The following is a 26,319-nucleotide window of genomic DNA, read 5'->3' as shown; positions in this document are numbered from 1 at the left end:
CCCCGACGGGGCGTCTGGTCAGCCCCTTACCGCTGCCCTGTACGCCTCGACGGCCGGGCGGGGCGCTCTGCCCAGCAGGGTTCGGAGCGCGCCCCGGCCCTCGACCCCTGTGCCGTCCAGGAAGCCGCCCGCTATCGCCGCGTACGTGCTCATGAGCATCGGCACCTGGAAGGACAGCGCCTGACCGGCGGTGATGAGCGCCTCGCGGGTCGCGGCGAGTGTGCCCGGTTCGTACGAGCCGCCGACCGCGGCGGCCAGCTCGGCGCCGCCCAGGGCGTGCTCGCCGACCAGTTCGTAGGTGCGGCCCCGGTGGCGGGCCGGGTCCGTCGCCACCCGCACCGCCACCTCGGCCAGGTCCTCGCGCGCCACGGCGGCGAGGCGGCCCGCCCCCAGCGGCGCGGCGATGGTCCCGTCGGGCCCCGGTGCCGCGACGGCGGCGAGGAACTCCGCGTACAGGCCGTTGCGGAGCACTGTCCAGTGCAGCGAGGAGCCGCGCAGTCTGCGCTCGGTCCAGCGGTGGGCGAGCGCGTACGTCAGATGATCGCCGTCGCCGCTGAGGCTGGTGTAGACGAGGTGGCCGACGCCCGCCTTCTCGGCGGCGGAGATCACGGCTTCGTGGCGGGCGACGACCACGTCGTCCTCGGCGGCGCCCGCGGAGATGACGAGGAGGGTGTCGACGCCGGTGAAGTCCAGCGACGCCGGCTCGTCGAAGTCGACGCGGCGCCCGCCGGGCGCGGGGCTGCGGCTGCCGATGACGACGTCGTCGCGGTCCGCGAGGCGGGCGGTGATGAGCGAGCCGAGTGCGCCGGTGGCGCCGGTGATCATGAGCATGGGAAGGTCCCCCGTAATGAGTGGTTGTGCCCGCTGTCCGGGCGGGGCCCGGTGACCGGGCCTGTGACCATGGTGAGCCGCGCGACGCGGGCGCATAAGGAGGCACTTTCATGTCAGCAGGGCACACGGCGGTAACCACCCCGCCGGCAGGCTCGGCCCCCGCCGAGCCCGTCATCAGCTGTGAGACCCCGCAGGACGAGTGCGGGGTGCGGGACGTCCTCGACCGGCTCGGCGACAAGTGGTCCGTGTACGTGGTGGTCGAGCTCGCCTCGGGCGTCCTGAGGTTCAAGGAGTTGCAGCGCCGGATCCACGGTGGCATCTCGCAGCGCATGCTCACCCTCACCGTGCGCCGCCTGGAGCGCGACGGCCTGGTCAAGCGGACCGTGTACCCGACGATTCCGCCGCAGGTCGAGTACGAGCTGACCGCGATGGGCCACAGCCTCACCCACCTCGTCAAGGCGCTCGCCGACTGGTCCATCGACCACCGGCCCGCCATCGCCGCCGCCCGCGAGGCCTACGACGAAGCGGCCCGCGGCTGAGAGCCGGTGGCGCGACCCTTCCGCACCGCCGCCACCACCGCCTCCGCGAGGACGCGGTGGCCCGCGTCGCCCGGGTGCACCCCGTCCACCAGGTGCCCGGCGTCCAGCAGCGTGCCGCCCGGCAGCAGTTCCGTCCCCGCGTCCAGGGCCGCCCGCTCCACGGCGGTCCGCAGGTCCCGGAGCGTGGCGCCGAGCGCGTTCGGCACCGCCTCGGCGTCCGGGCGGACCACGGGGGAGACGACCAGGACGGGGATGTCCGGGTGGCCCCGGCGCACCAGGTCGACGAACGCCCGGACCGTCTCGTACAGCAGCCTCGCCGAATGCGGCACCCGTGACCAGCAGTTGGTGCCGAGGGCGAGTGTGATCAGGTCGGCGTCCAGTGAGGCGATCTGCTCGGCCGACGCCAGTTCCCCGCGTGCGGCGCCCGCGTAGCCGAGGTTCACCGTCTCCACGCCGAGGGCCCGCCCCGCGAGCGCGGGCCACGCGAGGTGGGGCCGCGTGACCGACCAGCCCTCCGCGATCGAGTCGCCGTGGACGAGCCAGCGCGGCCGGCGGGCGGCGGGTGTCAGGGTGCCGTCCACCGGGCGTATGCCGTGCAGCACGGGCCGCAGAATTTCCGGCAGGTGCAGTGTGTACGCGCCGTCGGGGGCGGGGAGCCGGATCAGCGCCCGGTGCTCGCTGGGGGAGGCGGGGGTGTCGACGGCCTCCTCGCCGGCGAGGAGCGTGAACAGCGCGGGCGCGGCGCGGTGCGCGTCCGCTCCCGTGGGAGGCGACGCGGTGTACGCCACCTCCACGGCGCTCACTCCGCGCGCCGTGAACTCCAGCCGCACCCCGGCGGGCAGGCCCGCACGGTCCCACGTGTCGCCGGGCAGCCGCTCCCGGTCGGCCGGGTCGGCGCGCACCACCCGGCCGTCCCCGGTCCACCAGGGCGCGCCCCGCACGAACTCCCTCATCGCGCGTCGCCGATCGTCGGATACGGGAACTTCACGCCGACCCCGCCGTCCACGACGAGCGTCTGCCCGGTGACGTACGACGAGAGCGGCGAGGCGAGGAACAGCAGGGCCGAGGCGATGTCCGAGGGCTCGGCGACGCGGCCGAGCGGCGCGTTGCGGGCGTTGCGCCCGCGCCCCTCGGCGCCGACCAGGGCGGCCACGCGCGGGGTCCAGACGACGCCGGGCGCCACCGCGTTCACCCGCACGCCACGTGGGCCGTACTCCACCGCGGCCGAGCGGACCAGGGAGACCAGGCCCGCCTTGGCCGCGCCGTACGCGGCGTGCAGGGGCGCCGCCGTGAGACCCGACACCGACGCCACGAAGACCATCGCGCCGCCGCCTCCCTCGGCGAGGGCCTCGCCGCCGTACCGCACGGCCAGCCAGGCGTGCCGCAGGACCATCGAGAAGTGCCAGTCCCACCCCTCGTCGTCCAGGTCGGCCAGGGGCGAGTAGCGGGCCATGCCGACGATGTCGACGACGCCGCCGACCGTCCCCCACTCCCGGCGCGCGCACGCGAAGAGGTCCCGCACGTCCTCGCGCCGGGTCACGTCGGCGACGTAGGGCACCCCGCCCGTCTCGGCGGCCACCGCCTCCGCCCGCGCCTTGTCGACGTCCACGCACAGCACCCGCGCGCCCGCCGCCGTCAGCGCGTGCGCGGTCTGGCGGCCGATGCCGTTGCCCGCGCCGAGGACGACGAACGCGCGGCCGTCCAGGCGGTGCAGGGCGGCGTAGTCGGGGACGGGGGAGGTGTCCGTGGGTTCCGCGGGTTCCGCGGGTTCCGTCATGCGGGCGTCCCCCTCGGCACGTACGACGCCAGCTCCGGGATGACTTCCTTGCCGAGGATCTCGATCGTCCGCAGGATCTCGCGGTGTTCCAGATAGCCCCACTGGACATAGCAGATGAGCTGGTCGATGCCGAGATCGGCGTAGCGCTTCGCCTTGCGGACGATGGTCTCCGCGTCGCCGATGAGGATCATGTCCCCGGCGTCGAACTCCTCGACGGGCACACTGCCCTCGATGATCGGCGTGAGGAACGGGAAGGTCCGCTCGCGTTCCTCGGCGTTCAGGTGCGGCAGCTCCCAGTCGAGCGTGAACTCGGCGAGGTTGCGGTACCACCACGCGACGGAGTCCCAGACGCGCTGGGAGGGCCGGTCCGCCGCGTGCACGAGGGTGTACGCGCTGACGCGGTCCGTGGTCACGTCCGTGATCGGGGACGGGGTGCGCGCCGCCTTCCGGTACGCCGCGACCTGGCGCGCCATCGCCTCCAGCGGCTGCATGATCGAGAAGGAGAGCAGCCCGAGACCCGCCGCGCCCGCGACCTCCGCCGAGCCGGGCGACGTGGCGGCCATCCAGCACGGCGGGTGCGGGTCCTGGACGGGCTTGGGGGTGACCATCCGCCGGGGGAAGCTGAAGCGCTCCGACTCGTACGAGAAGTACTCCTCGCGCCACATGCCCGTGACGATCTCGATCGCCTCGCGCCAGTCGGCGCGCGAGTGCTCCCTGTCGACGCCGAAGGCCGTCTGCTCCATGGGGGTCGAACGGCCCGTGCCCCACTCCACGCGGCCCTCGGAGAGCACGTCGACCGCGGCGACCTTCTCCGCGATCCGCTGCGGCGGCGTGAAGCCGAAGGGGGTGAGTGTGACGCCGAAGCCGAGGCGGATGCGCTCCGTCAGCGCCGCGAGGTGGCCGAGCAGGACCTCCGGCGCGGGGCAGTGCGAGCGGCCCTCGCGGAAGTGGTGCTCGACCGCCCACACGGTGCGGAAGCCCATCCGGTCGGCGAGCCGGATCTGCTCGACGGCCTCGCGGTAGGCGCGCTGCTCGGCGGCGCGCTGGCCGTGCGGATGGGGCGCGTGCCACGGTTTCGGTACGTCGATCTCGTACAGGACGTCGAGGTCCATGCCGTGCCTCCGTCTCGGGCGAGAGGCGTGCACGATGCGGCAGATCTGACGAAGTGTCAACAGCGCTCGGAGGAGTGTGGCACGCAACGGACGAAACGGACTGCGCAACGAAGAGACGCATATGACGGAAGTGCGCAATGATCGTCCGCCGGTACGCAAGGTTGCTGCATTACGGTCGGGAACCGTGGACTCTAGAGTCAGGCCCTGAACGTGGTGTGGCGGGGACTGCCTGCTCGGTGGTTCCCGTCGCCAAGCGCGGGTGCCCCAGGCCCCTCGCCGCCCTGACCGGCAGCGATGAAGGAGCCAGCGCGTGCTCGACCAAGGCGCACCCCCGCAGAACCGCCCAAGCCCCCCGGGCACCCCCGGCCTCGGCAGCCGGCTCATGCGCCGCAAGCCGGTCGAAGCCCTGGTCGAGGAGGGTGGCCAGGGTGAGGGAGGCTCGCTCAGGCGCTCCCTCGGCATGTGGCAGCTGACCATGATCAGCATCGGTGCCACCCTCGGCACCGGCATCTTCGTCGTCCTCGGCGAGAGCGTCCCCAAGGCCGGGCCCGCCGTCACCATCTCCTTCGTGATCGCCGGCCTCACCGCCCTCTTCTCGGCCCTCTCCTACGCCGAGCTGGCGGGCTCCATCCCGGTCGCGGGCTCCTCCTACTCGTACGCGTACGCAACGATGGGCGAACTCATCGCCTGGGTGTGCGGCTGGTGCCTCGTCCTGGAGTACGGCGTGTCCGTGGCCGCCGTCGCGGTCGGCTGGGGCGAATACCTCAACGAACTCCTCGACGGCACGATCGGCGTCACCATCCCCGACGCGCTCTCCGCGGCGCCCGGCGAGGTCGACGGCGCGATCATCAACCTGCCCGGCCTGATCGTCGTGCTGCTCGCCATGGTCTTCCTGCTCGGCGGCGCCAAGGAGTCGGCGACGGCCAACACGATCATGGTCATCGTGAAGATCGCCGCGCTCGTGCTCTTCTGCACCATCGGCTTCATGGGCTTCAAGTCCGGCAACTACTCGGACTTCATGCCGCTCGGCACGGCCGGCGTCAGCGCCGCCGCCGCGAGCCTCTTCTTCTCGTACATCGGCTTCGACGCCGCCTCCACCGCGGGTGAGGAAGCGAAGAACCCGCAGCGCGACCTGCCCCGCGCGATCATGCTCTCCCTGGTCATCGTCACGGCGCTCTACGTACTGGTCGCCGCCGTCGCCGTCGGTGCCTGGAACTGGAAGGACTTCGAGGGCTCCGAGGCCACGCTCGCCGCGATCATGAACGACGTCAGCGGCCAGAGCTTCTGGGGCACGACGCTCGCCGCGGGCGCCGTCATCTCCATCGCGTCCGTCGTGCTCACCGTGCTCTACGGCCAGACCCGTGTGCTCTTCGCCATGTCCCGCGACGGCCTCGTCCCCAAGGCGTTCGGCAGGGTCAGCAAGAAGACCGGCACGCCCCGCGTGAACACGGTCATCGTGTCGCTCTTCTGCGGCGCGCTCGCCTCCGTCATCCCGCTCGGCAAGCTCGTCGACGCCACCAGCATCGGCACGCTCTTCGCCTTCGGCCTGGTCAACATCGCCGTGATCGTGCTGCGCCGGACCCGCCCGGACATGCCGCGCACCTTCCGGGTGCCGCTCGGCTGGCTCTTCCCCGTGCTGGGCTTCGGCTTCTGCGCGTACAACATGTTCAGCCTCGACTCCACCACCTGGACGGTCTTCGGTGTCTGGATGGTCGTCGGCCTCGTGTTCTACTTCCTGTACGGCATGAGCCGCTCCCGATTGGCCACAGCAGAGAAGTGATCCACCCCCCGTGCGACTGAACGATCTCGACGAACGCATCGTGCACGCCCTCGCCGAGGACGCCCGCCGCTCCTACGCCGACATCGGCCAGCTGGTCGGACTCTCCGCGCCCGCCGTGAAGCGGCGCGTGGACCGGCTGCGGGCGACGGGCGCCATCACCGGCTTCACGGTGCGGGTGGACCCCGCGGCGCTCGGGTGGGAGACCGAGGGGTTCATCGAGATCTACTGTCGCCGGAACACCTCGCCGGAGGCGATTCAGCGGGGGCTTGAGCGATATCCCGAGATTTCGTCCGCGTCCACCGTCACGGGGGACGCGGACGCGATCGTTCAGGTCTTCGCTGCCGATATGCGGCACTTTGAGCGGGTGCTTGAGCGGATTGCGGGGGAGCCGTTCGTGGAGCGGACGAAGTCTGTGCTGGTGCTTTCGCCGCTGATGCGGAGGTTTTCTTCGGGGTCTCCGGCTTAGTTCTTTGGCTGCGGGGCGGGTGTGGGTTGCGGTTTTTGCGCAGTTCCCCGCGCCCCTAAATTGCCCTCCGCTCCGTTTTCGGGTGCGGGTGGGTTGTGGCTTGGCGCGCAGTTCCCCGCGCCCCTGACGGGGCGCCCCTCACGGTGCCTCCGGCTTGTGCAACGAATCGTTGTTTTGGGGGGCTCAGGCGCAACGGATGTCGCAGCTGTGCGCAACGGACGTGCCTTGTCCGGGGGTGGTTGACGACCGTACCGTCTTATCGGTCCCGCCTTCCCCTTCGTACCCTTTGAGGTTCCGCCATGCCTGCGCTGCGCACCGCCCTGCTCCAGAGCTCCGGGCAGCTTGGATCCGTCGCCGAGAACCTCGCGGCGCTGGACGGCGCGGCGGGCCGTGCCGCCGCGGCGGGTGCCGGGCTGCTCATCGCGCCCGAGCTGTTCCTCACCGGGTACGCCATCGGTGATGACATCGCCCGGTTGGCCGAATCCGTCGACGGGGAGTCCGCGAAGGCCGTAGCCGGGATCGCGGCGCGCCACGAGGTCGGCGTCGCCTACGGGTATCCGGAGCGCGAGGGCGATGTCGTCTACAACTCCGTCCAGCTGGTCGGCCCGGACGGGGTCCGCCTCGCGAACTACCGCAAGACCCACCTCTTCGGCGGCTTCGAGCGCGACGCCTTCACCCCCGGTGAACAGGCCGTCGTCCAGGCCGAGTTGGGCGGCGTACGGGTCGGCCTGATGATCTGCTACGACGTGGAGTTCCCGGAGAACGTCCGCGCGCACGCGCTCGCCGGCACCGACCTCCTCGTCGTCCCGACCGCGCAGATGCACCCCTTCCAGTTCGTCGCCGAGTCCGTCGTGCCGGTGCGCGCCTTCGAGAACCAGATGTACGTCGCGTACGTCAACCGGGTCGGGCCCGAGGGGGAGTTCGAGTTCGTCGGGCTCTCCACGCTGGCCGGGCCCGACGGCGTGGCGCGGGCCCGCGCGGGCCGCGGCGAGGAGCTCGTCTTCGGTGACGTCGACCCGGAGTTCCTGAGCGCCTCCCGCGAGAACAACCCGTACCTGCGCGACCGCCGCCCCGGTCTGTACGCGTCCCTCGTCTGAGCCTCCCCACCGCAGCCCCGCAGCCTTCTGCTTCAGTTCCCCCGCAAGGAGTCCGTACCCCATGACGTCCACGGTGCCCACCGCCATCCAGCACACCGACGCGCAGCCGCCGATCACCATGTTCGGTCCGGACTTCCCCTACGCCTACGACGACTTCCTCGCCCACCCGGCGGGCCTCGGCCAGATACCCGCGACCGAGCACGGCACCGAGGTCGCCGTCATCGGCGGCGGTCTCTCCGGCATCGTCGCCGCGTACGAGCTGATGAAGATGGGCCTCAAGCCCGTCGTCTACGAGGCCGACCAGATCGGCGGCCGGCTGCGGACCGTCGGTTTCGAGGGGTGCGACGGCGACCTCACCGCCGAGATGGGCGCGATGCGCTTCCCGCCGTCCTCGACGGCCCTCCAGCACTACATCGACCTGGTCGGCCTGAAGACCAGGGCGTTCCCCAACCCCCTCGCCGAGTCGACGCCCTCCACGGTCGTGGACCTCAAGGGCGAGTCGCACTACGCCGAGACCGTGGAGGACCTGCCGCAGGTCTACCGCGACGTGGCCAAGGCGTGGGCCGACTGCCTGGAGGAGGGCGCGGACTTCTCCGACATGAACCGCGCCCTGCGCGAGCGCGACGTGCCGAAGATCCGCGAGATCTGGTCGAAGCTCGTCGAGAAGCTCGACAACCAGACCTTCTACGGCTTCCTCTGCGACTCCGAGGCCTTCAAGTCCTTCCGGCACCGCGAGATCTTCGGCCAGGTCGGCTTCGGCACGGGCGGCTGGGACACCGACTTCCCCAACTCCATCCTGGAGATCCTGCGCGTCGTCTACACCGAGGCCGACGACCACCACCGCGGCATCGTCGGCGGCAGCCAGCAGCTGCCGCTGCGCCTGTGGGAGCGCGAGCCGCAGAAGATCGTGCACTGGGAGCCGGGCACGTCCCTGTCCTCGCTGCACGAGGGCACCCCCAAGCCGGCCGTCACACGCCTGAACCGCACCGCCGGCAACCGGATCACCGTCACCGACGCCTCCGGTGACATCCGCACCTATCAGGCGGCGATCTTCACCGCCCAGTCGTGGATGCTGCTCTCGAAGATCGAGTGCGACGACTCGCTCTTCCCCATCGACCACTGGACGGCGATGGAGCGCACCCACTACATGGAGTCGTCGAAGCTGTTCGTGCCGGTGGACCGGCCGTTCTGGCTCGACAAGGACGAGGAGACCGGGCGTGACGTCATGTCGATGACGCTCACCGACCGGATGACGCGCGGTACCTACCTGCTCGACGACGGGCCGGACAAGCCCGCCGTCATCTGCCTCTCCTACACGTGGTGCGACGACAGCCTGAAGTGGCTGCCGCTGTCGGCGAACGAGCGCATGGAGGTCATGCTCAAGTCGCTCGGCGAGATCTACCCGAAGGTCGACATCCGGAAGCACATCATCGGCAACCCGGTGACCGTGTCCTGGGAGAACGAGCCCTACTTCATGGGCGCCTTCAAGGCCAACCTGCCGGGCCACTACCGCTACCAGCGGCGCCTGTTCACCCACTTCATGCAGGAGTCGCTGCCCGAGGACAAGCGGGGCATCTTCCTCGCCGGGGACGACATCTCGTGGACGGCCGGCTGGGCCGAGGGGGCGATTCAGACCGCGCTCAACGCGGTGTGGGGTGTGATGCACCACTTCGGTGGGGCGACCGATGCGAGCAATCCCGGGCCCGGGGATGTGTACGACGAGATTGCTCCCGTCGAGCTGCCTGAGGACTGATAGCGCCGTTTCGGGTGGGGTGCGTGGGGAGCTGCCGGGCCGTTGTGGCTGGTCGCGCAGTTCCCCGCGCCCCTGAGGCTGCGCCCCTGCGGGGCGCGCCCCCTCCCGGGCGTGGTCTAGACCCCGGCCGACCTCGCCGCCTCGTACACCTGCGCCGCCAGGTCCTTGAGCTCCTGTGCGTCGCGCGCGGAGCCGCCGAGGTCGATCAGGATCTCGTCGATGCCCACCGCGGCGTGCGCCGCGAGGTCCTCGACGATCTGGTCGACGTTACCGCGGAAGGGGGCGCGGTCCGGGCCGTCGTACGCCTTGCGTGTGCAGCGCGTGTTGGCCCGCAGCACGCTCTGGATCGGCCGCTCGCGGCCCCGCTCCGCGGCCGCCTGGCGCACCGTGGCCCACTGTTCGGCGAGCGCGTCGGCGCCCGTCGCCACCGGCATCCAGCCGTCGGCGCGGTCCACCAGTCTGCGCAGCGCGCGCGGGCTGTTGGCGGGCAGCAGGATCGGGATCGGCCGGGCGGGCTTGGGGCCCACCACGGACGGCGCGATGGTGGTCAGCTCCCCTTCGTACGCCACCGGGTCCGGGCCCCAGACCGCGTGGCAGACGTCGATCAGCTCGTCCAGGACCCTGCCGCGCTGCTTGAACGGGGCCACCGAGGCGGCCGCGTACTCGTCGTGGGACCAGCCCGTGCCGAGGCCCGCGACGACCCGGCCGCCGCTCGCCGCGTCCAACGAGGCCAGCGAGCGGGCGAGTTGGAACGGGATGTGCAGCGGGGCGACGAGCACGCTGGTGCCGAGGCGGGCGCGCTCCGTGGCCGCAGCGGCGAGCGTCAGGGTGATCAGGGGATCGGCGACCGAGCGGTAGGTGTCCGGCCAGGGGCGGCCCGGGATGCCGAAGAGGCCCTGCGTGGCGGGTTCGGGGTAGAGGACGCGCTCGTAGACCCAGAGGCTTTCGTAGCCGATGTCCTCGGCGGCCTGGGCGACCGCGGGGACGTCACGCCCGATGGTGTACTGCCGGCCCTGCGGAAGACTCAGTCCGAGTCGCGTCGCCATCGCGGTGCTCCTTCGCGTCGGGGTCAGAGCATTCAACGTACAACGACCTCAGTCGGGAAGGGGCGTCAACAGGATGCGTCCCACCAACCCCACGGCCCCGTCGAGGCGCTCCACGAACTCCTCGGCGACAGCGGGCAGTTCACGCAGCGCCCACAGGGCACGTGCCGACGCCCACGCGCCGTCCCTGGCGCGCTCCAGACTCCAGGAACCGGCCAGATGCGTCAGCGGGTCGGCGACCTGGAGCAGGTCGGGGCCGGGCATCAGCTCTTCGCGAATGCGCTCCTCCAGCGACGCGAGGACATCGCCCACGCGGTCGAACTCGTCCTCCAGATCGGCCGGTTCGCAGCCCAGTGTGCGACAGCTGTCGACGAGGGCGAGCGCCAGGTCGTGCCCGATGTGCGCGTTGATGCCCGCGAGCGCGAATTGCAGCGGGCTGACGCCCGGATGCCGGCGGTACTGGAACAGCGGGCGCCAGCAGGCGGGCGGGCGGTGCCCGGCGGCCGCCGCGTCGACGGCCGCCAGATAGCGTTCGGCGAAGCGGACGGCGAGCGTCAGCGCGGCACGGGCGTTCGCGAACGCGCCGCCGTCGAGGCGCCGGCCGACCTCCTCGGTCACCGAGAGGTAGACGCGGTTGAAGACGGCGACCCCGTCGCGCGGCGGCCAGTCGGCGCCGAGCGCACGCATCCGTGCCGCCACGGCGTCGACTCCGAAAGCCGGTGCCCTGAACTGTGCGAACCGCTCCAACTGCGCCATGGGGGCAGGGTCCCAGCCCCGGGCGCGCCCGGGCGTCAGCGCACCGGCTGCTTCCCCGAAACGAGGGAACGGCCACCGCGCGGGGCCTGACGGTTCAGGCCGGCCGCGACGCCCCCGACGACCAGGGCCGCCGCCACCAGGAGCGCGCTGAGCCAGAGCGGCGAGCGGTAGCCGAGCCCCGCGGAGATCGCGATCCCGCCGAGCCACGGGCCGAGGGCGCCGCCCACGTTGAACGCGGCCGTGGCGAACCCGCCCGCGAGGTGCGGCGCGTCGGTCGCCTCGTACAGCGCCCGCGCGATGAGCGTGGACCCGACGCCGAACGACAGCGCGCCCTGCACGAGGACCAGCACGACCGCCGCCACCGGGTTCGCGGCGGTCACCGCGAGGAGGACCCAGCCGGCGAGCAGCGCGAGCGAGCCCCACACCAGTACCGGCACGGGCCGTACGTCGGCGACGCGGCCGCCCACGGTGACGCCGACGAAGGAGCCGATGCCGAACAGCGCGAGCACCACGGGGACCCGGCCGGAGCCGAGCCCGGTCACCTCGGTGACCAGCGGTGCGAGGTAGGTGAACGTGCAGAACGTCGCGCCGTTCACCAGCGCCCCGAGCAGCAGCGTCACCAGCAGCCGCGGGCGGCGCAGCGCGCGCAGCTCACCGAGCGCGCCCGGCCCCGCGGTGTCCGGCGCACCGGCGGGCACGGCCCGCGCGATGGCGAGGACGGCGGGCAGGGAGATCAGGGCCACGGCCCAGAACGCCGAGCGCCAGCCCCAGACCTCGCCGAGCAGCGCGCCCGCGGGCACGCCCGCGACGCAGGCGAGGGTGACGCCGCCGAGCAGCGCGGAGGTCGCGCGTCCCTTGGCGTCCGGCTCGACCAGGTCGGTGGCGGTCACCAGGGCGACCGCGAGGAACCCGGCGTTGGCGAGGGCTCCCACCACGCGCGTCGCGAGCAGCACGGTGAAGCTCGTGGTGAGCGCCCCGGCGACATGGACGAGGAGGAAGGTGACGAGGAAGACGAGGAGCGCGCTCCGGCGCGAGAAGCGGCGGCTCAGGGCGGCCATCAGCGGCGCGCCGACGATCATTCCCACGGCGAACGCCGAGGTCAGATGGCCCGCCGACGGAATGGAGACGTCCAGGTCCGCGGCGATGTCCGAGACAAGGCCGGAGAGCATGAACTCGGAGGTGCCTTGCGCGAACACGGCGAGTCCGAGGAGGTACAGGGAAAAGGGCACAGCGAGACTCCGCAACCACACGGTGGAGATCGAAAGGATCAGGGCGCGGGCCGGTGATCCGGTGGCGGAGCGCGCGGGGTCGGCGCGTCAGCGCGACAGCACGAGAAGCCACCGGACGACCGGTGGCGGGAGTCTGTCGGACTCGGGGCTGGACATGGTGCGCACCTTAATCAGGCGGCACGCACCACGTCCAACGCATTCAGCGCTGCTCTTCGTCGTACGTCGACGTGCCCGCGTCGAGGAGCGGTTCCTGCGTCTTGAGGTGCTCGGGGGCGAAGGCGCGCAGCACGTGGTAGCCCGTGATGACGACGATCGTGCCGAGCGCGATGCCGCTCAGCTCGAAGTTGTCGCTGATCTTCAGGGAGACACCGCCGACGCCGATGATGATGCCCGCGGCGGCCGGCACGAGGTTCAGCGGATTGCGCAGGTCGACCTTGGCGTTGATCCAGATCTGCGCGCCGAGCAGGCCGATCATGCCGTACAGGATGACGGTGATGCCGCCGAGCACGCCGCCGGGGATCGCGGCCACGACGGCGCCGAACTTGGGGCAGAGCCCGAAGAGCAGGGCGAAGCACGCCGCCGCCCAGTACGCGGCCGTGGAGTAGACGCGGGTCGCGGCCATCACGCCGATGTTCTCGGAGTACGTCGTGTTGGGCGGGCCGCCGACCGCGGTGGAGAGCATGGAGGCGGCGCCGTCGGCGGAGATCGCCGTGCCGAGCTTGTCGTCGAGGTTGTCGCCGGTCATCTCGCCGACGGCCTTCACGTGGCCCGCGTTCTCCGCGATGAGCGCGATGACGACGGGCAGCGCCACGAGGATCGCCGACCACTCGAAGCCCGGCGCGTGGAAGGACGGCAGACCGATCCAGTCGGCCTTCCCTACGCCGGACAGGTCGAGGCGCCAGTGGTCGACGACCTTGCCGGAGCCGTCCGCCGAGTGGATCTTGCCGAAGACCTGGTCGAAGACCCAGGAGATGCCGTAACCGAAGATCAGGCCCAGGAAGATCGCGACGCGCGACCAGAAGCCGCGCAGGCACACCACGGCCAATCCGGTGAACAGCATCACCAGGAGCGCCGTCCACTGGTCCTGCGGCCAGTACGTCGACGCGGTGACCGGCGCCAGGTTGAAGCCGATCAGCATGACGACCGCGCCGGTCACGATGGGCGGCATCGCGGCGTGGATGATCCGCGCCCCGAACTTCTGCACCGCGAGCCCCACCAGGAACAGCGCGGCGCCGACCACGAGGACCGCGCCGGTCACCGTCGCGCTGGAGCCGCCCTGCGCCCGGATGACGGCGGCGACGCCCACGAAGGAGAGCGAGCAGCCCAGATAGCTGGGGACCCGGCCGCGCGTGGCGAGCAGGAAGATGACGGTCGCGACGCCCGACATCATGATGGCCAGATTCGGATCGAGACCCATGAGGACGGGTGCTACGAAAGACGCCCCGAACATGGCCACCACGTGCTGCGCCCCGAGCCCGAAGGTGCGGGGCCAGGAGAGGCGCTCGTCGGGCCGGACGACGGCGCCGGGAGCGGGGGTGCGGCCGTCGCCGTGAAGTTTCCAGCGCACGCCGAGATCCATGGTGAGTGTCGCTTTCTGTGCGCCGGGCCGGGCCGTGCCAGTGGTCCGTCTTCCAGTGGTGCGTGGCCCGAAATGATCGACGCCATGTTAATGCGACGTCAGTGCGACTTCTCTCCGGTCGGCTGCGGGCTCCCCGCCCCGGCCGCCTTCCGGCCGTCCGTGCGCAGCACGCCCGCGAAGACCACCAGCCCGAAGGCGAGCAGCGTCACCAGGCCGAACGAGGTCACGAGGCTCGTCGCGTCCGCGAGACCGCCGATCGCCGAGGGGGCGATCAGGCCCGAGGTGTACGTGATGGTGGCGACACCCGCGATGGCCTGGCTCGGGTTCGGACCGCTGCGCCCGGCGGCGGCGAAGGCGAGCGGCACCACCACCGCGATGCCGAGGCCGAGCAGCGCGAAGCCGCCCATGGCCATGACCGGATGGGAGGCCAGCACCACGAGCAGTCCGCCGAGCACCGCGAGGACACCGCCCGCCCGCACCGTGCGCACCGCGCCGAACCGGTCGACCACCGCGTCGCCCGCGAGCCGCGCGATCGCCATGGTGAGCGTGAAGCCGGTGGTCGAGGCGGCGGCGACGCCGGCCGACGTGTCCAGGACGTCCCGCAGATAGACCGCCGACCAGTCCAGGCTCGCGCCCTCGGCGAAGACCGCGCAGAAGCCGACGGCGCCGATGAGCAGCGCCGACTTGGGCGGCAGCGAGAACCGCGGCGGTGCCTCCTCCTCCGGTTCCGCCTGTACGTCGAGCACCCACTGGCAGGCCACCAGGCCGAGCGCGGTGAGCGCGGCGGCGGCGAGGGCGTGGTGCAGGCGGGCGTCGGAGCCCAGGTGTGCGGCGACGGTGCCGGCCGCCGAGCCGATCAGGGCGCCGACGCTCCACATGCCGTGCAGACCGGACATGATCGACTTGCGCATGCGGGTCTCGGTCTCGACACCGAGGGCGTTCATCACCACGTCCGACATGCCGGAGGAGGCGCCGTACACGAAGAGCGCCACGCAGAGCGTGAGCAGGTTCGGCGCCAGAGAGGGCAGGATCAGGGCGAGCGTCCACAGGGCGAGCAGGCCGCGCAGGGCGGGCCGGGCGCCGAAGCGGTGGCTGATCCGGCTCGCGAGAGGCATCGCGACGGAGGCGCCGATCGCGGGGAAGGCCAGGGCGAGGCCGAGCATGCCCGCGCTGACGTCGGCGTGCTCCTGGATCCAGGGCACCCGGGTCGCGAAGGATCCCGCGACCGCGCCGTGCACGCAGAAGACGGCCGCCACGGCGAGCCGCGCCCGCTTCAACCGGCGTTTGTCGTCGACCACTTCACTCATGCCGTTCCGTCCCTCCCGAGCGCCGCACCGATACGGCGACGTAAACTATCAGGAACCCTGCCTGATAAATAGAAGACTTTCTGTGGGAGGATCCGGTCATGCCTGTCTCGCCTGCCTCACCGAGGACCGCCCGGGCCATCAACGACCGGCTCGCCCTGGGCCTCCTACAGCGCGAAGGGCCCCTGACCGCGAACCAGCTGAAGCAGCTCACCGGCCTGTCGAGGCCCTCGGTGGCCGACCTCGTCGAGCGGCTCCAGGGCTCCGGGCTCATCACCGTCGTCGGGGAGGCGGGTGCCCAGCGGCGCGGCCCGAACGCCCGGCTCTACGGCATAGTCGCCGACCGGGCCCACCTCGCCGCCCTCGACGTGCGCACCGACAGCGTCTCCGTCGTCGTCACCGATCTGCTCGGCGCGGTGCTCGCCGAGGCCTCCGCACCGATCGGCGGCGACACGGAGACCGCCCTCGGGCGCGTCCTCGACCTGGTCGGGCGCACGGTGCGCGAGGGCGGCGTCCAGCGGCTGCACACCGTCGGCATCGGCGCCCCCGGCCTCATCGACCCCGCCACCGGCGACCTGCACGACACGACGTCGCTGCCCGCCTGGCACCGCCGTCTCGCCGGGAGCCTCCAGGAGCGGCTCGGCGCCCGCGTCCTGGTGGAGAACGAGACCAACCTCGCGGCCCGCGCCGAGCGCCGCGACGGCGCCGCGCACGACCGGGACACCTTCGTGCTGCTCTGGCTCGGCGACGGCGTCGGCGCCGCCGTCGTGCTCGACGGCGCGCTGCGCAGGGGCGCGTCGGGCGGCACCGGCGAGATCGGCTTCCTGCCGGTGCCGGGCACGGGCTCCCTGCCGTCGGCCACCGGCTGCGAGGGCGGCTTCCACTCGCTGGTCTGCGCCGCCGCGCTGTGCGAACTCGGCGCGGCGCACGGTCTCCTGCGGACCGGCATGTCGGCCGCCGACGTGGTGCGGCACGCGGTCGGCTCCGGCGAGGACGCCTTCCTGGAGGCCGTCGCCGACCGGATCGCCGTCGGCACCGCGGCGATGGCCGCGATCCTCGACCCCGGCTGCGTCGTCCTGGGCGGCGAGGTGGGCCGCGCGGGCGGCGCCGCGCTCGCCGCCCGCGTCGAGGACCGCGTCACCGCCATGTCGCCCCTGCGCACCGAGGTCCGCGCGAGCGCGCTCGGCGGCGCCGCGGTGCTGCGCGGCGCGCTGCTCGCCGCGCGGGACGCGGCGCAGGACGAGCTGTTCGGGCCGCCGGCGGGCCACTGAGGCGGCCGCGGCGGGCCACTGAGGCGGCCGGGGCTCCGGGGGCGCTCCGCGGCCGTCAGGCGGCCGTCAGCTGGCGTTCCACGAACCGCAGCTTGTCCGGATTGACGACCGACCGCACGCCGGTGACCAGCCCGTCGCCCCCTTCGAACGCGGCGACGGCCGTCAGGTGGCCCGCCGCGCGCACGACCAGCGCGGGGGCGCCGTTGACCTCGGCGTACGACACCTCGTCGGGCGCGAAGTCCGCCATGACGCCGACCAGGAAACGCAGTACGTTGTCGCGCCCGAGGACGGGGGTGCGGGTCGCGGCGGCCTTGCCGCCGCCGTCGCCCCACCACGTCACGTCCCTGGCCAGTATCTTCTCCAGGCCCGCGACGTCGCCCTCACGGGCCGCCGCCACGAACGACTCCACGAACGTCTGCCGCAGCTCGTGCCCCGGCTCGAAGCGGGACCGCGCGTCGGCGACCGCCCGCACCGCCCTGCGGTACAACTGACGGCAGTTGGCCTCGCTGGCGTCGAGGACGCGGGCGATCTCCTGGTGGCTGTACGCGAACGCCTCGCGCAGCACGTACACGGCACGCTCCCTGGGCGTGAGCCGCTCCAGGAGGACGAGCAGCGCCATCGAGACCGCCTCCCGCTGCTCGGCGGACTCCAGCGGTCCGAGGGTGCCGCCGGAGGTGATCACCGGCTCCGGCAGCCAGGTCCCCACGTACTGCTCGCGCCGGGCGCGGGCCGAGGTCAGCCTGGTCAGGCAGAGGTTCGTGACGGTCTTGGCCAGCCAGGCCGCCGGCTGCGCGATGTCTTCGCGCCGGGTGCCGCTCCAGCGCAGATACGCGTCCTGCACGGCGTCCTCCGCCTCCTGCGCGGAGCCGAGTATGCGGTAGGCCAGGCCGAACATCCGGGGGCGGTGGGACTCGAACTCCTCGGCCAGTGCCGCTGCGGTGCTCACGCCCACAGGGTGTCAAATCCCCGGGGCGTGAGCACGCGCGACGGTCAGCAGGCGCCGAGATCCTGCCAGACCCCCCACTCGCCGCCGGCGCCGGGCTCATCGCCCTTCGTCCACCACTTGGCCTTCCAGGTGTGGGACTTGTGGGACACGCTCGTCCCGCTGCCGTACTCGGCGGACGCGCTCCACGCGGGCGCGGTGCACTTGCCCGGCGCCGGCGGGTCCGTCGGGCCCGGCGGGTCGGTCGGTCCGGTGCCGCCTCCCGGCTCGACGAGCGTGGTGCCGCGCGCCAGGTCACCGGCGAGCGCGTACGTCGTGCCGCTGATGTTCACCGTCCAGTTCCACGGCGTGGAGACCGGCAGGTAGTAGTTGAAGGACAGGTCCACGGAGGCGCCGGGCGCGAGGGACTGCCAGGCCGGGAGCTTCAGCGAGACCCGGTGGAAGTCGCCCTTCAGGCCGCCGACGTTGCTGCCCGTGTGGTCGCTGCTGATCACCTTCGTACCGAAGCCGGACTGGTCCGACGCGTTGCCCGGGGCCGCGGTGGAGTAGTCGAACTGGAACTCCGTGCCGCCCGGCAGCGCCGTCTTCGTGTTGTTGGTGATCTTCACCTTGGGCGTGATCGGGTAGTTGGAGTCGCCCAGCTTGAAGTCCCCGAACTCCACGCCGATGTCGACGGCCTTGGTGGGCAGCTCCTTGTTCGAGACCTTCGCGCCGTACGGCTTGGCGGCCTTGAACTTGTCGTACATCAGCGAGGTCAGCGTGTCGCCGATCTCGTACTGGCCCTTGGCCGCGTTCCAGTCGTAGTCACCGGCCATCTCCCAGACCATTGTGCCGCCGATGCCCCGGTCGACCACGTAGTCGGCCTTCTTCGCCACCGACTCCTCGTCCTCCGTGGAGAGGAAGACCTTCTTGTCCGCGTTCCACAGCCAGGGCGCGACCAGCGAGGAGCTGTACTTGCGGGCGTACCTGCCGGTGAGCTTGGTGTCCTTCGGGAAGCCGTACTGGGTGACGTAGTCGCCGACGATCCCCTTCTCCAGGTTCTTGGCGTGCCACATCGGGTTGGAGCCCGCGGGGGACTCCTTGCCGTTGTCGTCCTTGTCGTGCCAGAGGTTGTCGATGCCGACCGCGCCGTCACCGCACTTGGTCAGGCCCGATCCTGCCGGACAGCTGGTCGCCGCGGCCTTGCCCCACAGTCCGTCGGTGCCGCCCTGCACGTTCTTGTGGCCGCGGGTGTAGTACGGCAGGCCGATGTTGATGCGCCCGGCGGGCATCGAGCCGCGGAAGTAGTGGTAGGCCCAGTCGGTGTTCAGATAGCCGATGCCGCCGTACTGCTGGCTTCCGTAGACGTTCGCCGCCGCCAGCTCCGCGTCCTTGCCGTCGTCGAAGAGCGCGGCGTTGGGGCCCACGTACTCGTTCCAGGCGCCGTGCAGGTCGTACGACATGATGTTGACGTAGTCGAGGTACTTCTGGACCTGGAAGGTCTCCATGCCGCGCAGCAGATAGCCGGAGGAGGGGGCCGCCACCGTCAGCATGTAGTGCTTGCCGTCGGCCGCGCCCGCCTTGTCGAGCTTCTCGCGCAGGGACTTCATCAGCGCCGCGTAGCCCTTGACGAGGCCGCCGCGGCGGGCGTTGGAGATCGAGTAGTCGAGCGGGTTGCCCGCGTCCTTCATCGTGGTCGGGTACTCGTAGTCGATGTCGACGCCGTTGAAGCCGTACTTCTTGATGAAGGAGACGGCGGAGTCCGCGAAGGTGTCGATGCCCGCGTGGTTCACCGAGCCGTCCGCGTTGGTGGCCATCGAGTAGAAGCCGCCGGAGTTCACGCGCTTGCCGTCGTCCCCGAAGTAGCCGCCGGTCTCGGCCCAGCCGCCCACCGAGATGAGCGTCTTGACGTTCGGGTGCTTCTTCTTGAACTTGTTCAGCAGGTTGAAGTGGCCCTTGTAGGGCAGCGCCGGGTCCATCTCGGCGCCCGCGACGTCCGGCCAGGTCATGCCGGTGGCGGGGTTCGTGTCGCTGTCGGAGCCGACGGAGAGCTTGTTGTCCTTGTTGACGTGCCCGAAGGCGTAGTTGACGTGGGTGACCTTCTCCCACGGGATGTCCTTGGCGAGATAGGCGGGCTCACCGTTCTTGCCGGTGCGCCAGCCGGTGAAGTAGCCGATGACGCGCCGCTGGTGGTCGGCGCCCATCTTCTCGCGGCCTTCGCTGTCGTAGACGGAGCAGTAGGGGACGTCGACGCCGGACGTCTTGTAGAGGCCGTCGGGGCGACAGGAAGCGTCGTCGGCGGCCGCGGCCTGTGTGGCGCCGCCGGAGACCAGACCGATCAGCAGGCCGGCGACGGCCGCGCCGGACGCGAGCAGCGTGGGTCTCGCACGGATGAGGGACGGCAAGGGGGACCTCCTGGGGCGGTCGCACGCGGGTGCGGGGCGAAGACGGGGCGGAACAACACAGCGGGTGAATCGTTCTGGGGCCCCGGTGTGCGCACACCGTCGGCTCCGGCTCCTCGGAGGTGACGCAGAGATTAAAAGGACTAGACCAGTGCGTCAATAGGTCTGGACCAAGTTGGTTGAACGTGATGGTGAACGGTGATGTTGTGAGCCAGCCCACAGCGGGTGACCCGTATGGCCCGCAACCAGCCATGGCACACTGGCCTCGTACCAGAAGCAGCGCACTCCGGGGTCGGTGTAATTCCGAACCGGCGGTTACAGTCCGCGACCCGGCCACCTCCAGTGGCCGGTTGACCAGGTGAAATTCCTGGACCGACGGTGAAAGTCCGGATGGGAGGCAGTGCGCGGCGGGCGGGCATCCGTGCACGCCGCCGTCATGGCTCGTTCCTGGCTCCGGCCAGGGACGGTTCCTGGGTTTTCCCGGGGACAGATGTCATCCGGCGCAGGCGTTCCCAGGTGTCGCTGTCCGTACGTTCTGTCGTCATCGACAGGCCCCGGAGTCCGTGCCCGAAGAGGCAGGAGGACCCGGTGGCCACCGCCGTAGCCGAAACAGCCGCCATGCGGCGCGCCATCACGCTGGCCGCCCGCGGCCTCGGCTCCACCAGCCCCAACCCCGTCGTCGGCTGCGTCGTCCTCGACGCCGCGGGCGACACCGTCGGCGAGGGCTGGCACCAGCGCGCGGGCGGCCCGCACGCCGAGATCCACGCCCTGCGCGCGGCGGGCGACAGAGCCCGTGGCGCCACCGCCGTCGTCACCCTCGAACCCTGCAACCACACCGGCCGCACCGGCCCCTGCGCGCAGGCCCTCATCGACGCCGGAATCGCCCGCGTCGTCTACGCCGTCGGCGACCCGAACCCCACCGCGACCGGCGGCGCGCACACCCTGCGAGCGGCCGGTATCCCGGTGGAACAGGGCCTGTTGGAGGCCGAGGCCGCCGAGGTCAACGCCGCCTGGCTGACCTCCGTGCGCCTCGGCCGCCCCCACGTCACCTGGAAGTACGCCGCCACGCTCGACGGCCGCACCGCCGCCGCCGACGGCACCAGCCGCTGGATCACCTCCGCCGAGTCCCGCGCCGACGTGCACCGGCTGCGCGCCGAGTGCGACGCCGTCGTCGTCGGCTCGGGCACCCAGCGCGCCGACGACCCGCACCTCGCCGTGCGGGGCATCGAGGGGGCCGTGCAGCCGCTGCGGGTCGTCGTCGACACGAACGGCACCGCCGTCACGCCGGGCGCCCGCGTCCTGGACGACGCGGCACCGACCCTGATCGCCGTCGCCGACGACGCCGCCCCCGCGTACGACGCCGAGGACACCGTCCGGCTCCCGCGCGCGGAAGGCGGGTTGGACATCCAAACCCTCCTGGACGTGCTCCACGCGCGTGGCGTGCGGTCCGTCCTCCTCGAAGGCGGCCCGACACTCGCCGGCGCCTTCGTGGCCGCCGGCTGCGTCGACCGCGTCGTCGGCTACCTCGCCCCCGTCCTGCTCGGCGCCGGCCCCGCCGCCCTGACCGGCGGCGGAATCACCACCATCACCGAAGCGTTGCGGCTCGACGTGAGCGAGACCGTCCGTATCGGCCCCGACCTGCGCATCACCGCGACCCTCGTAGCGAAGGAGCACTGAAGTGTTCACCGGAATCGTCGAAGAGCTGGGCGAGATCACCGCCGTCGAGAACCTCCCCGACGCCTCCCGCTTCCGCCTGCGCGGCCCCGTGGTCACCGAGGGCGCCAAGCACGGCGACTCCATCGCGGTCAACGGCGTCTGTCTGACGGTCGTGGAGCACGAGGGCGACGAGTTCACCGCCGACGTCATGGCGGAGACCCTGAACCGCTCCAGCCTCGGCGCGCTCACGGTCCGCTCCCGCGTCAACCTGGAGCGCCCCACCGCGGTCGGCGCCCGCCTCGGCGGACACATCGTGCAGGGGCACGTCGACGGGACCGGCGAGATCGTCGAGCGCAAGCCGTCCGACAACTGGGAGATCGTCAAGGTCTCGCTCCCGGCCGGCCTCTCCCGCTACGTCGTGGAGAAGGGCTCCATCACGGTCGACGGCGTCAGCCTCACCGTGGTCGACGCGGGCCCCGACTACTTCACCATCAGCCTCATCCCCACCACCCTCGCGCTGACCACGCTCGGCATCAAGCAGCCCGGCGACCCGGTCAACCTTGAGGTCGACGTCATCGCCAAGTACGTCGAGCGCCTGCTCGGCGACCGCGTTCAAGTGCCCGCTCAGGAGGCCACCAAGTGAACTGGCTCAACTCCGAAGCCTTCACGGCCTTCGACCAGCACATCCTCTGGTCCGACATGATCGGCAACACCGTCGGCCTCATCGCCCTCGCGCTCGGCTGGCGGCGCTCCATATGGACCTGGCCCGCCCAGTTCCTGTCCGGCGTCATCCTCGTCGCCGCGTACGCCTCCGCGCAGCTCTCCGGCGGCGTCGGCAAGCAGCTCCTCGTCATCGGCGTCGCGCTGTGGGGCTGGCGGCAGTGGACCCGCGGCAGGCAGCAGGCGCAGGACGGCTCCATCGCCATCCGCTTCGCCACCTGGAAGGAGCGGGGCATCCTGCTCGCGGGCACCGCGGTCGGCACGCTCGCCGTCGGCGCCCTGTTCAGCGCCGTTCCCGACCTGTCCTGGAACCCCTGGCCCGACGCCTACATCTTCGTCGGCACCCTCGCCGCGATGGTCGCCCAGGCCCGCGGACTCGTCGAGTTCTGGTTCGCCTGGCTGCTCGTCGACGTGGTCGGCGTGCCGCTCGCCTTCAGCAGCGGCCTCGCCTTCTCCGGACTCGTGTACGTCGTCTACCTCGCCCTCGTCCTCTGGGGCATGCGCGACTGGTGGCTGCGCTCCCGCACGGCCGCCTCGCAGCCCGTCATGGAAGGAGCCCCGGCATGACTGTGGCACCGGTCTGGCACGGCACCGCCGGCAACGAAGACCCCCTGGACCTCTCCCTCGACCCCGTCGAGCAGGCCGTCCGCGACATCGCGGCGGGCCGCCCCGTCGTGGTCGTCGACGACGAGGACCGCGAGAACGAGGGCGACCTCGTCGTCGCCGCCGAGATGGCGACCCCCGAGATCGTCGCCTTCATGATGAGCGAGTGCCGCGGTCTGATCTGCGCGCCCATGGAGGCCGAGGAGCTCGACCGGCTCCGGCTCCCGCAGATGGTCGAGCACAACACCGAGTCGATGAGCACGGCCTTCACCGTCTCCGTCGACGCGAGTGCCGCGCACGGCGTCACCACCGGCATCTCCGCCGCCGACCGCGCCACCACGCTCCAGCTCCTGGCGGGCGGCGCCGCCACCGCCGACGACTTCGTGCGCCCCGGGCACATCTTCCCGCTGCGCGCCAAGTCCGGCGGCGTGCTCGCCCGCGACGGCCACACCGAGGCCGCCGTCGACCTCGCCCGCCTCGCGGGACTGCGCCCCGCGGGCGCCATCGTGGAGATCGCGGGCGAGGACGGGAAGATGCTCCGGCTCCCCGAGCTGGTCCCCTTCGCCCGCAAGCACGGCCTGACGATCATCTCCATCGAGGACCTCATCGCCTACCGCCGCTCCGCGGAGCCCACCGTCCGCCGCGAGGCCGTGGTCGGCCTGCCCACCGCCTTCGGCGACTTCACGGCGTACGGCTACCGCTCCACCGTCGACGGGGTCGAACACGTCGCCCTCGTCCACGGCGACATCGGCGACGGCGAGGACGTCCTCGCCCGCCTCCACTCCGAGTGCCTCACCGGCGACGTCTTCCACTCCCTGCGCTGCGACTGCGGCCCGCAGCTGGAAGCCTCCATGCGACGCATCACGGAAGAGGGCCGCGGCGTCGTCGTCTACCTGCGCGGCCACGAGGGACGCGGCATCGGCCTGCTCTCCAAGCTGCGCGCGTACGCCCTCCAGGAACAGGGCAGCGACACCCTCGACGCCAACCTGGAGCTCGGCCTGCCCGCCGACGCCCGGGACTACGGCGCGGGCGCGCAGATCCTGCGCGACCTCGGGGTACGCGGGGTGCGGCTGATGACCAACAACCCCGACAAGACCGACGCGGTCCTGCGGCACGGCCTGAAGGTCACCGGGCGCGAGCCCATGCCCGTCGAGGCCGGCGAACACAATCTTCGGTACCTGCGCACCAAGCGGGACCGGATGGGGCACGACCTGCCCTGGCTGGACGCCACCGACGTGTCCGCCTGCGGCAATCAGTAACTTCGAGAACACCTTGAGGAGAAGCACGTGAGCGGCAAGGGTGCACCCGAACTGAGCGTGAAGAACTGCGGCGACCTGCGGGTCGCGGTGATCGCCGCGCAGTGGCACGAGAAGGTCATGGACGGCCTCGTCGACGGCGCCCTGCGCGCCCTGAACGAACTCGGCATCAGCGAGCCGACGGTGCTGCGCGTCCCCGGCAGCTTCGAGCTGCCCGTCGTCGCCAAGGTCCTCGCCGGACGCGGCTACGACGCGATCGTCGCGCTCGGCGTCGTCATCCGCGGCGGCACCCCGCACTTCGAGTACGTGTGCCAGGGCGTCACCCAGGGACTCACCCAGGTCTCCGTCGACACCGGCGTCCCGGTCGGCTTCGGCGTACTGACCTGCGACACCGAGGAGCAGGCCCTGGACCGCGCGGGCATCGAGGGCTCCAGCGAGGACAAGGGCCACGAAGCGGTCACCGCGGCCGTCGCCACCGCGACCACGCTGCGCACCGTCTCCGAACCCTGGCGCTGAGGGGGACCGTCCGGCCGCGTAGAGTGGCGACCATCATGTCCAAGAAGACTTTCGAGGAGCTCTTCACCGAGCTCCAGCACAAGGCCGCCAACGGCGACCCCGCGACCTCCCGCACCGCCGAGCTGGTCGACAAGGGCGTCCATGCCATCGGCAAGAAGGTCGTCGAGGAGGCCGCCGAGGTCTGGATGGCCGCCGAGTACGAGGGCAAGGAAGCCGCCGCCGAGGAGATCTCGCAGCTCCTGTACCACGTACAGGTGATGATGGTCGCCCGCGGCATCTCCCTCGACGACGTCTACGCCCACCTCTGAGCCGCACGCTCACCCCACCCCGTATCCACCAGACAAGGAAGCTGACCTCATGCTGCGCATCGCCGTCCCCAACAAGGGTTCACTGTCCGGACCTGCGTCGGCGATGCTCCATGAGGCCGGCTACCAGCAGCGCAAGGAGTCGAAGGAGCTCGTCCTCGTCGACCCCGACAACGAGGTCGAGTTCTTCTACCTGCGCCCCAAGGACATCGCGATCTACGTCTCGGCGGGCCGGCTCGACATCGGCATCACCGGCGAGGACCTGCTGATCGACTCCGGCGCCGACGCCGAGGCGATCCTGCCGCTCGGCTTCGCCCGCTCCACCTTCCGCTTCGCCGCGAAGCCGGGTACGGCGAGCGACATCAAGGACCTCGCGGGCAAGACCGTCGCGACCTCCTACGAGGGCATCGTCGCCAAGCACCTCGCCGAGCAGGGCGTCGCCGCCTCCGTCGTCCACCTGGACGGCGCCGTCGAGACCGCCATCGAGCTGGGCGTCGCCCAGGTCATCGCGGACGTCGTCGAGACCGGCACCTCCCTGCGCAACGCCGGCCTGGAGGTCTTCGGCGACCCGATCATGAAGTCCGAGGCGGTCGTCATCCGCCGCACCGGCGCCGACACGGACAACCCGAAGGTGCAGCAGTTCCTGCGCCGCCTCCAGGGCGTCCTCGTCGCCAGGTCGTACGTGATGATGGACTACGACTGCCGCGCCGAGCACCTGGAGCAGGCCGTCGCCCTCACCCCGGGCCTGGAGTCGCCGACGATCTCCCCGCTGCACAACGAGGGCTGGGTGGCCGTCCGCTCCATGGTCCCCGCCAAGGAGGCCCAGTGGATCATGGACGACCTGTACGCCATCGGCGCGCGGGCCATCCTGACCACCGCCATCCACGCCTGCCGCCTCTGACCGGCCCCCGACCCGGTAGGAGCACCGCCCCATGTCCGAAAGCCCCGCCACCCCCGTCAGCCCTGACCTCCCCGCCCTGCCCGTCACCTTCCGGCCGACGCGGACCCGGGCCGTCCTGCTCACCGCGGGCGCCACGATCTTCGTGGTGATCACGGCGATCGCCTTCCTGCTGCCCAAGCTCGGCCCGGGGGAGCGGACCAGCTTCGTCTTCACCGGCGCGCTCCTGCTCGGCGTGCTCGTGCTGCTCAGCAGGCCCAAGGTCGTCGCCGACGACTCCGGCGTGACCGTCGTCAACATCGCGACGAGCCGCCGCCTTGCGTGGGCCGAGATCGTGCAGGTCAACCTCCGCCCCGGCGACCCGTGGGTGTTCCTCAACCTCAGCGACGGCACCAGCCTGCCCGCCCTCGGCATCCAGCCGGGCATCGGCAGGCAGCAGGCCGTCACCGACGCCCGCAGCCTGCGCGCACTCGCCGAGGCCCGGACGGCTCGCGAGAACTAGGC

At 71.6% G+C, this 26,319-nt stretch carries 25 protein-coding genes and 1 riboswitch; of the genes, 14 read left to right on the top strand and 11 right to left on the bottom strand.

The genetic code is table 11. From position 1 onward, the window contains the following. Positions 1 to 18 precede the first annotated feature (18 nt). Entirely contained in the window at positions 19 to 831 is an 813-nt protein-coding gene (locus ACZ4Z4_RS15195) for an NAD(P)H-binding protein (RefSeq protein ID WP_468327031.1), read from the bottom strand. 110 nt (positions 832 to 941) lie between these two features. Between ACZ4Z4_RS15195 and ACZ4Z4_RS15190 the strand changes: the two genes are divergently transcribed. Continuing rightward, on the top strand, positions 942 to 1,370 hold the full coding sequence (locus ACZ4Z4_RS15190; protein WP_468327030.1) for a winged helix-turn-helix transcriptional regulator: 429 nt from the start codon (positions 942 to 944) through the stop codon (positions 1,368 to 1,370). On the opposite strand, the gene ACZ4Z4_RS15185 is transcribed toward ACZ4Z4_RS15190, so the two are convergent. From ACZ4Z4_RS15185 to ACZ4Z4_RS15175, 3 genes are read right to left on the bottom strand one after another with little or no spacing between them, the layout of a single operon-like run. Then, positions 1,346 to 2,323 carry a GDSL-type esterase/lipase family protein gene (locus ACZ4Z4_RS15185; protein WP_468327028.1) on the bottom strand — a complete coding sequence of 326 codons (978 nt, stop codon included), beginning with the start codon at positions 2,321 to 2,323 and terminating at the stop codon, positions 1,346 to 1,348. The two genes, ACZ4Z4_RS15190 and ACZ4Z4_RS15185, sit on opposite strands and share 25 nt — an antisense overlap. Then, the gene (locus ACZ4Z4_RS15180) at positions 2,320 to 3,147 is read right to left on the bottom strand and encodes an SDR family NAD(P)-dependent oxidoreductase (protein ID WP_468327026.1); all 828 of its coding nucleotides are present in this window, start codon (positions 3,145 to 3,147) and stop codon (positions 2,320 to 2,322) included. Before ACZ4Z4_RS15180 ends, ACZ4Z4_RS15185 begins: the two co-directional genes overlap by 4 nt. Next, complete coding sequence (locus ACZ4Z4_RS15175; protein WP_468327024.1) at positions 3,144 to 4,259, bottom strand: LLM class flavin-dependent oxidoreductase; 1,116 nt, start codon at positions 4,257 to 4,259, stop codon at positions 3,144 to 3,146. Before ACZ4Z4_RS15175 ends, ACZ4Z4_RS15180 begins: the two co-directional genes overlap by 4 nt. Positions 4,260 to 4,569: 310 nt before the next feature. Between ACZ4Z4_RS15175 and ACZ4Z4_RS15170 the strand changes: the two genes are divergently transcribed. The 4 genes from ACZ4Z4_RS15170 to ACZ4Z4_RS15155 all read left to right on the top strand — a co-directional run bounded on the left by ACZ4Z4_RS15170 (position 4,570) and on the right by ACZ4Z4_RS15155 (position 9,355). Continuing rightward, complete coding sequence (locus ACZ4Z4_RS15170; RefSeq protein ID WP_468327023.1) at positions 4,570 to 6,039, top strand: amino acid permease; 1,470 nt, start codon at positions 4,570 to 4,572, stop codon at positions 6,037 to 6,039. Positions 6,040 to 6,049: 10 nt separating this feature from the next. After that, positions 6,050 to 6,505: an Lrp/AsnC family transcriptional regulator gene (locus tag ACZ4Z4_RS15165; protein WP_268770070.1), complete on the top strand. Its 456-nt coding sequence runs from the start codon at positions 6,050 to 6,052 to the stop codon at positions 6,503 to 6,505. Positions 6,506 to 6,813: 308 nt separating this feature from the next. Next, the gene (locus tag ACZ4Z4_RS15160) at positions 6,814 to 7,602 is read left to right on the top strand and encodes a carbon-nitrogen hydrolase family protein (protein WP_468327662.1); all 789 of its coding nucleotides are present in this window, start codon (positions 6,814 to 6,816) and stop codon (positions 7,600 to 7,602) included. Positions 7,603 to 7,663: 61 nt separating this feature from the next. Further along, entirely contained in the window at positions 7,664 to 9,355 is a 1,692-nt protein-coding gene (locus ACZ4Z4_RS15155) for a flavin monoamine oxidase family protein (RefSeq protein WP_468327021.1), read from the top strand. 116 nt (positions 9,356 to 9,471) lie between these two features. Here the strand turns inward: ACZ4Z4_RS15155 and ACZ4Z4_RS15150 are convergent, their stop codons facing one another. The 5 genes from ACZ4Z4_RS15150 to ACZ4Z4_RS15130 form a co-directional block, all read right to left on the bottom strand. Continuing rightward, the gene (locus ACZ4Z4_RS15150; RefSeq protein WP_468327020.1) at positions 9,472 to 10,401 is read right to left on the bottom strand and encodes an LLM class F420-dependent oxidoreductase; all 930 of its coding nucleotides are present in this window, start codon (positions 10,399 to 10,401) and stop codon (positions 9,472 to 9,474) included. Between the two features lie 48 nt (positions 10,402 to 10,449). After that, the gene (locus tag ACZ4Z4_RS15145; RefSeq protein ID WP_468327018.1) at positions 10,450 to 11,154 is read right to left on the bottom strand and encodes a DUF5995 family protein; all 705 of its coding nucleotides are present in this window, start codon (positions 11,152 to 11,154) and stop codon (positions 10,450 to 10,452) included. Between the two features lie 35 nt (positions 11,155 to 11,189). After that, positions 11,190 to 12,383, bottom strand: a complete 1,194-nt coding sequence (locus ACZ4Z4_RS15140; protein WP_468327016.1) for a Cmx/CmrA family chloramphenicol efflux MFS transporter — start codon at positions 12,381 to 12,383, stop codon at positions 11,190 to 11,192. Between the two features lie 199 nt (positions 12,384 to 12,582). Beyond that, entirely contained in the window at positions 12,583 to 13,962 is a 1,380-nt protein-coding gene (locus ACZ4Z4_RS15135; RefSeq protein ID WP_468327014.1) for a uracil-xanthine permease family protein, read from the bottom strand. A gap of 98 nt (positions 13,963 to 14,060) precedes the next feature. After that, positions 14,061 to 15,269 carry an MFS transporter gene (locus ACZ4Z4_RS15130; protein ID WP_468327012.1) on the bottom strand — a complete coding sequence of 403 codons (1,209 nt, stop codon included), beginning with the start codon at positions 15,267 to 15,269 and terminating at the stop codon, positions 14,061 to 14,063. A gap of 98 nt (positions 15,270 to 15,367) precedes the next feature. Here ACZ4Z4_RS15130 and ACZ4Z4_RS15125 point away from each other — a divergent pair, with 98 nt between their 5' ends. Next, the gene (locus ACZ4Z4_RS15125) at positions 15,368 to 16,537 is read left to right on the top strand and encodes an ROK family transcriptional regulator (RefSeq protein WP_468327010.1); all 1,170 of its coding nucleotides are present in this window, start codon (positions 15,368 to 15,370) and stop codon (positions 16,535 to 16,537) included. A gap of 55 nt (positions 16,538 to 16,592) precedes the next feature. Here ACZ4Z4_RS15125 and ACZ4Z4_RS15120 read toward each other — a convergent pair whose 3' ends face one another. Both ACZ4Z4_RS15120 and ACZ4Z4_RS15115 read right to left on the bottom strand, forming a co-directional pair. Further along, positions 16,593 to 17,483, bottom strand: coding sequence for an RNA polymerase sigma-70 factor (locus tag ACZ4Z4_RS15120; RefSeq protein WP_468327008.1), 891 nt, complete (start codon positions 17,481 to 17,483; stop codon positions 16,593 to 16,595). A gap of 44 nt (positions 17,484 to 17,527) precedes the next feature. Beyond that, entirely contained in the window at positions 17,528 to 19,864 is a 2,337-nt protein-coding gene (locus tag ACZ4Z4_RS15115; RefSeq protein WP_468327006.1) for a chitinase C-terminal domain-containing protein, read from the bottom strand. 274 nt (positions 19,865 to 20,138) lie between these two features. Then, positions 20,139 to 20,269, top strand: a riboswitch (FMN riboswitch). A gap of 210 nt (positions 20,270 to 20,479) precedes the next feature. Here ACZ4Z4_RS15115 and ribD point away from each other — a divergent pair. The 8 genes from ribD to ACZ4Z4_RS15075 are packed head-to-tail and all read left to right on the top strand — an operon-like array spanning position 20,480 to position 26,317. Further along, positions 20,480 to 21,538, top strand: coding sequence for a bifunctional diaminohydroxyphosphoribosylaminopyrimidine deaminase/5-amino-6-(5-phosphoribosylamino)uracil reductase RibD (ribD, locus tag ACZ4Z4_RS15110; RefSeq protein ID WP_468327661.1), 1,059 nt, complete (start codon positions 20,480 to 20,482; stop codon positions 21,536 to 21,538). A gap of 1 nt (position 21,539) precedes the next feature. Beyond that, positions 21,540 to 22,160 carry a riboflavin synthase gene (locus ACZ4Z4_RS15105; RefSeq protein ID WP_468327004.1) on the top strand — a complete coding sequence of 207 codons (621 nt, stop codon included), beginning with the start codon at positions 21,540 to 21,542 and terminating at the stop codon, positions 22,158 to 22,160. 56 nt (positions 22,161 to 22,216) lie between these two features. After that, positions 22,217 to 22,804 carry a nicotinamide mononucleotide transporter family protein gene (locus tag ACZ4Z4_RS15100; RefSeq protein WP_468327659.1) on the top strand — a complete coding sequence of 196 codons (588 nt, stop codon included), beginning with the start codon at positions 22,217 to 22,219 and terminating at the stop codon, positions 22,802 to 22,804. Continuing rightward, a complete protein-coding gene (locus tag ACZ4Z4_RS15095) occupies positions 22,801 to 24,099 on the top strand; it encodes a bifunctional 3,4-dihydroxy-2-butanone-4-phosphate synthase/GTP cyclohydrolase II (RefSeq protein WP_468327002.1) in 1,299 nt (432 codons plus the stop codon). The genes ACZ4Z4_RS15100 and ACZ4Z4_RS15095 overlap by 4 nt, the downstream gene beginning before the upstream one ends. 27 nt (positions 24,100 to 24,126) lie before the next feature. Then, positions 24,127 to 24,612, top strand: coding sequence for a 6,7-dimethyl-8-ribityllumazine synthase (gene ribH, locus ACZ4Z4_RS15090; protein ID WP_223773483.1), 486 nt, complete (start codon positions 24,127 to 24,129; stop codon positions 24,610 to 24,612). Positions 24,613 to 24,647: 35 nt separating this feature from the next. Then, a complete protein-coding gene (locus ACZ4Z4_RS15085) occupies positions 24,648 to 24,920 on the top strand; it encodes a phosphoribosyl-ATP diphosphatase (RefSeq protein WP_030951748.1) in 273 nt (90 codons plus the stop codon). 49 nt (positions 24,921 to 24,969) lie between these two features. Beyond that, positions 24,970 to 25,818, top strand: a complete 849-nt coding sequence (gene hisG / locus ACZ4Z4_RS15080) for an ATP phosphoribosyltransferase (RefSeq protein ID WP_468327000.1) — start codon at positions 24,970 to 24,972, stop codon at positions 25,816 to 25,818. Between the two features lie 31 nt (positions 25,819 to 25,849). After that, entirely contained in the window at positions 25,850 to 26,317 is a 468-nt protein-coding gene (locus ACZ4Z4_RS15075) for a PH domain-containing protein (RefSeq protein WP_468326998.1), read from the top strand. Positions 26,318 to 26,319 lie beyond the last annotated feature (2 nt).

This window comes from Streptomyces sp. NPDC030245, assembly GCF_055572995.1.
Note: the sequence above shows the minus strand (reverse complement) of the source record. Positions and strands in the feature narration are given on the sequence as shown.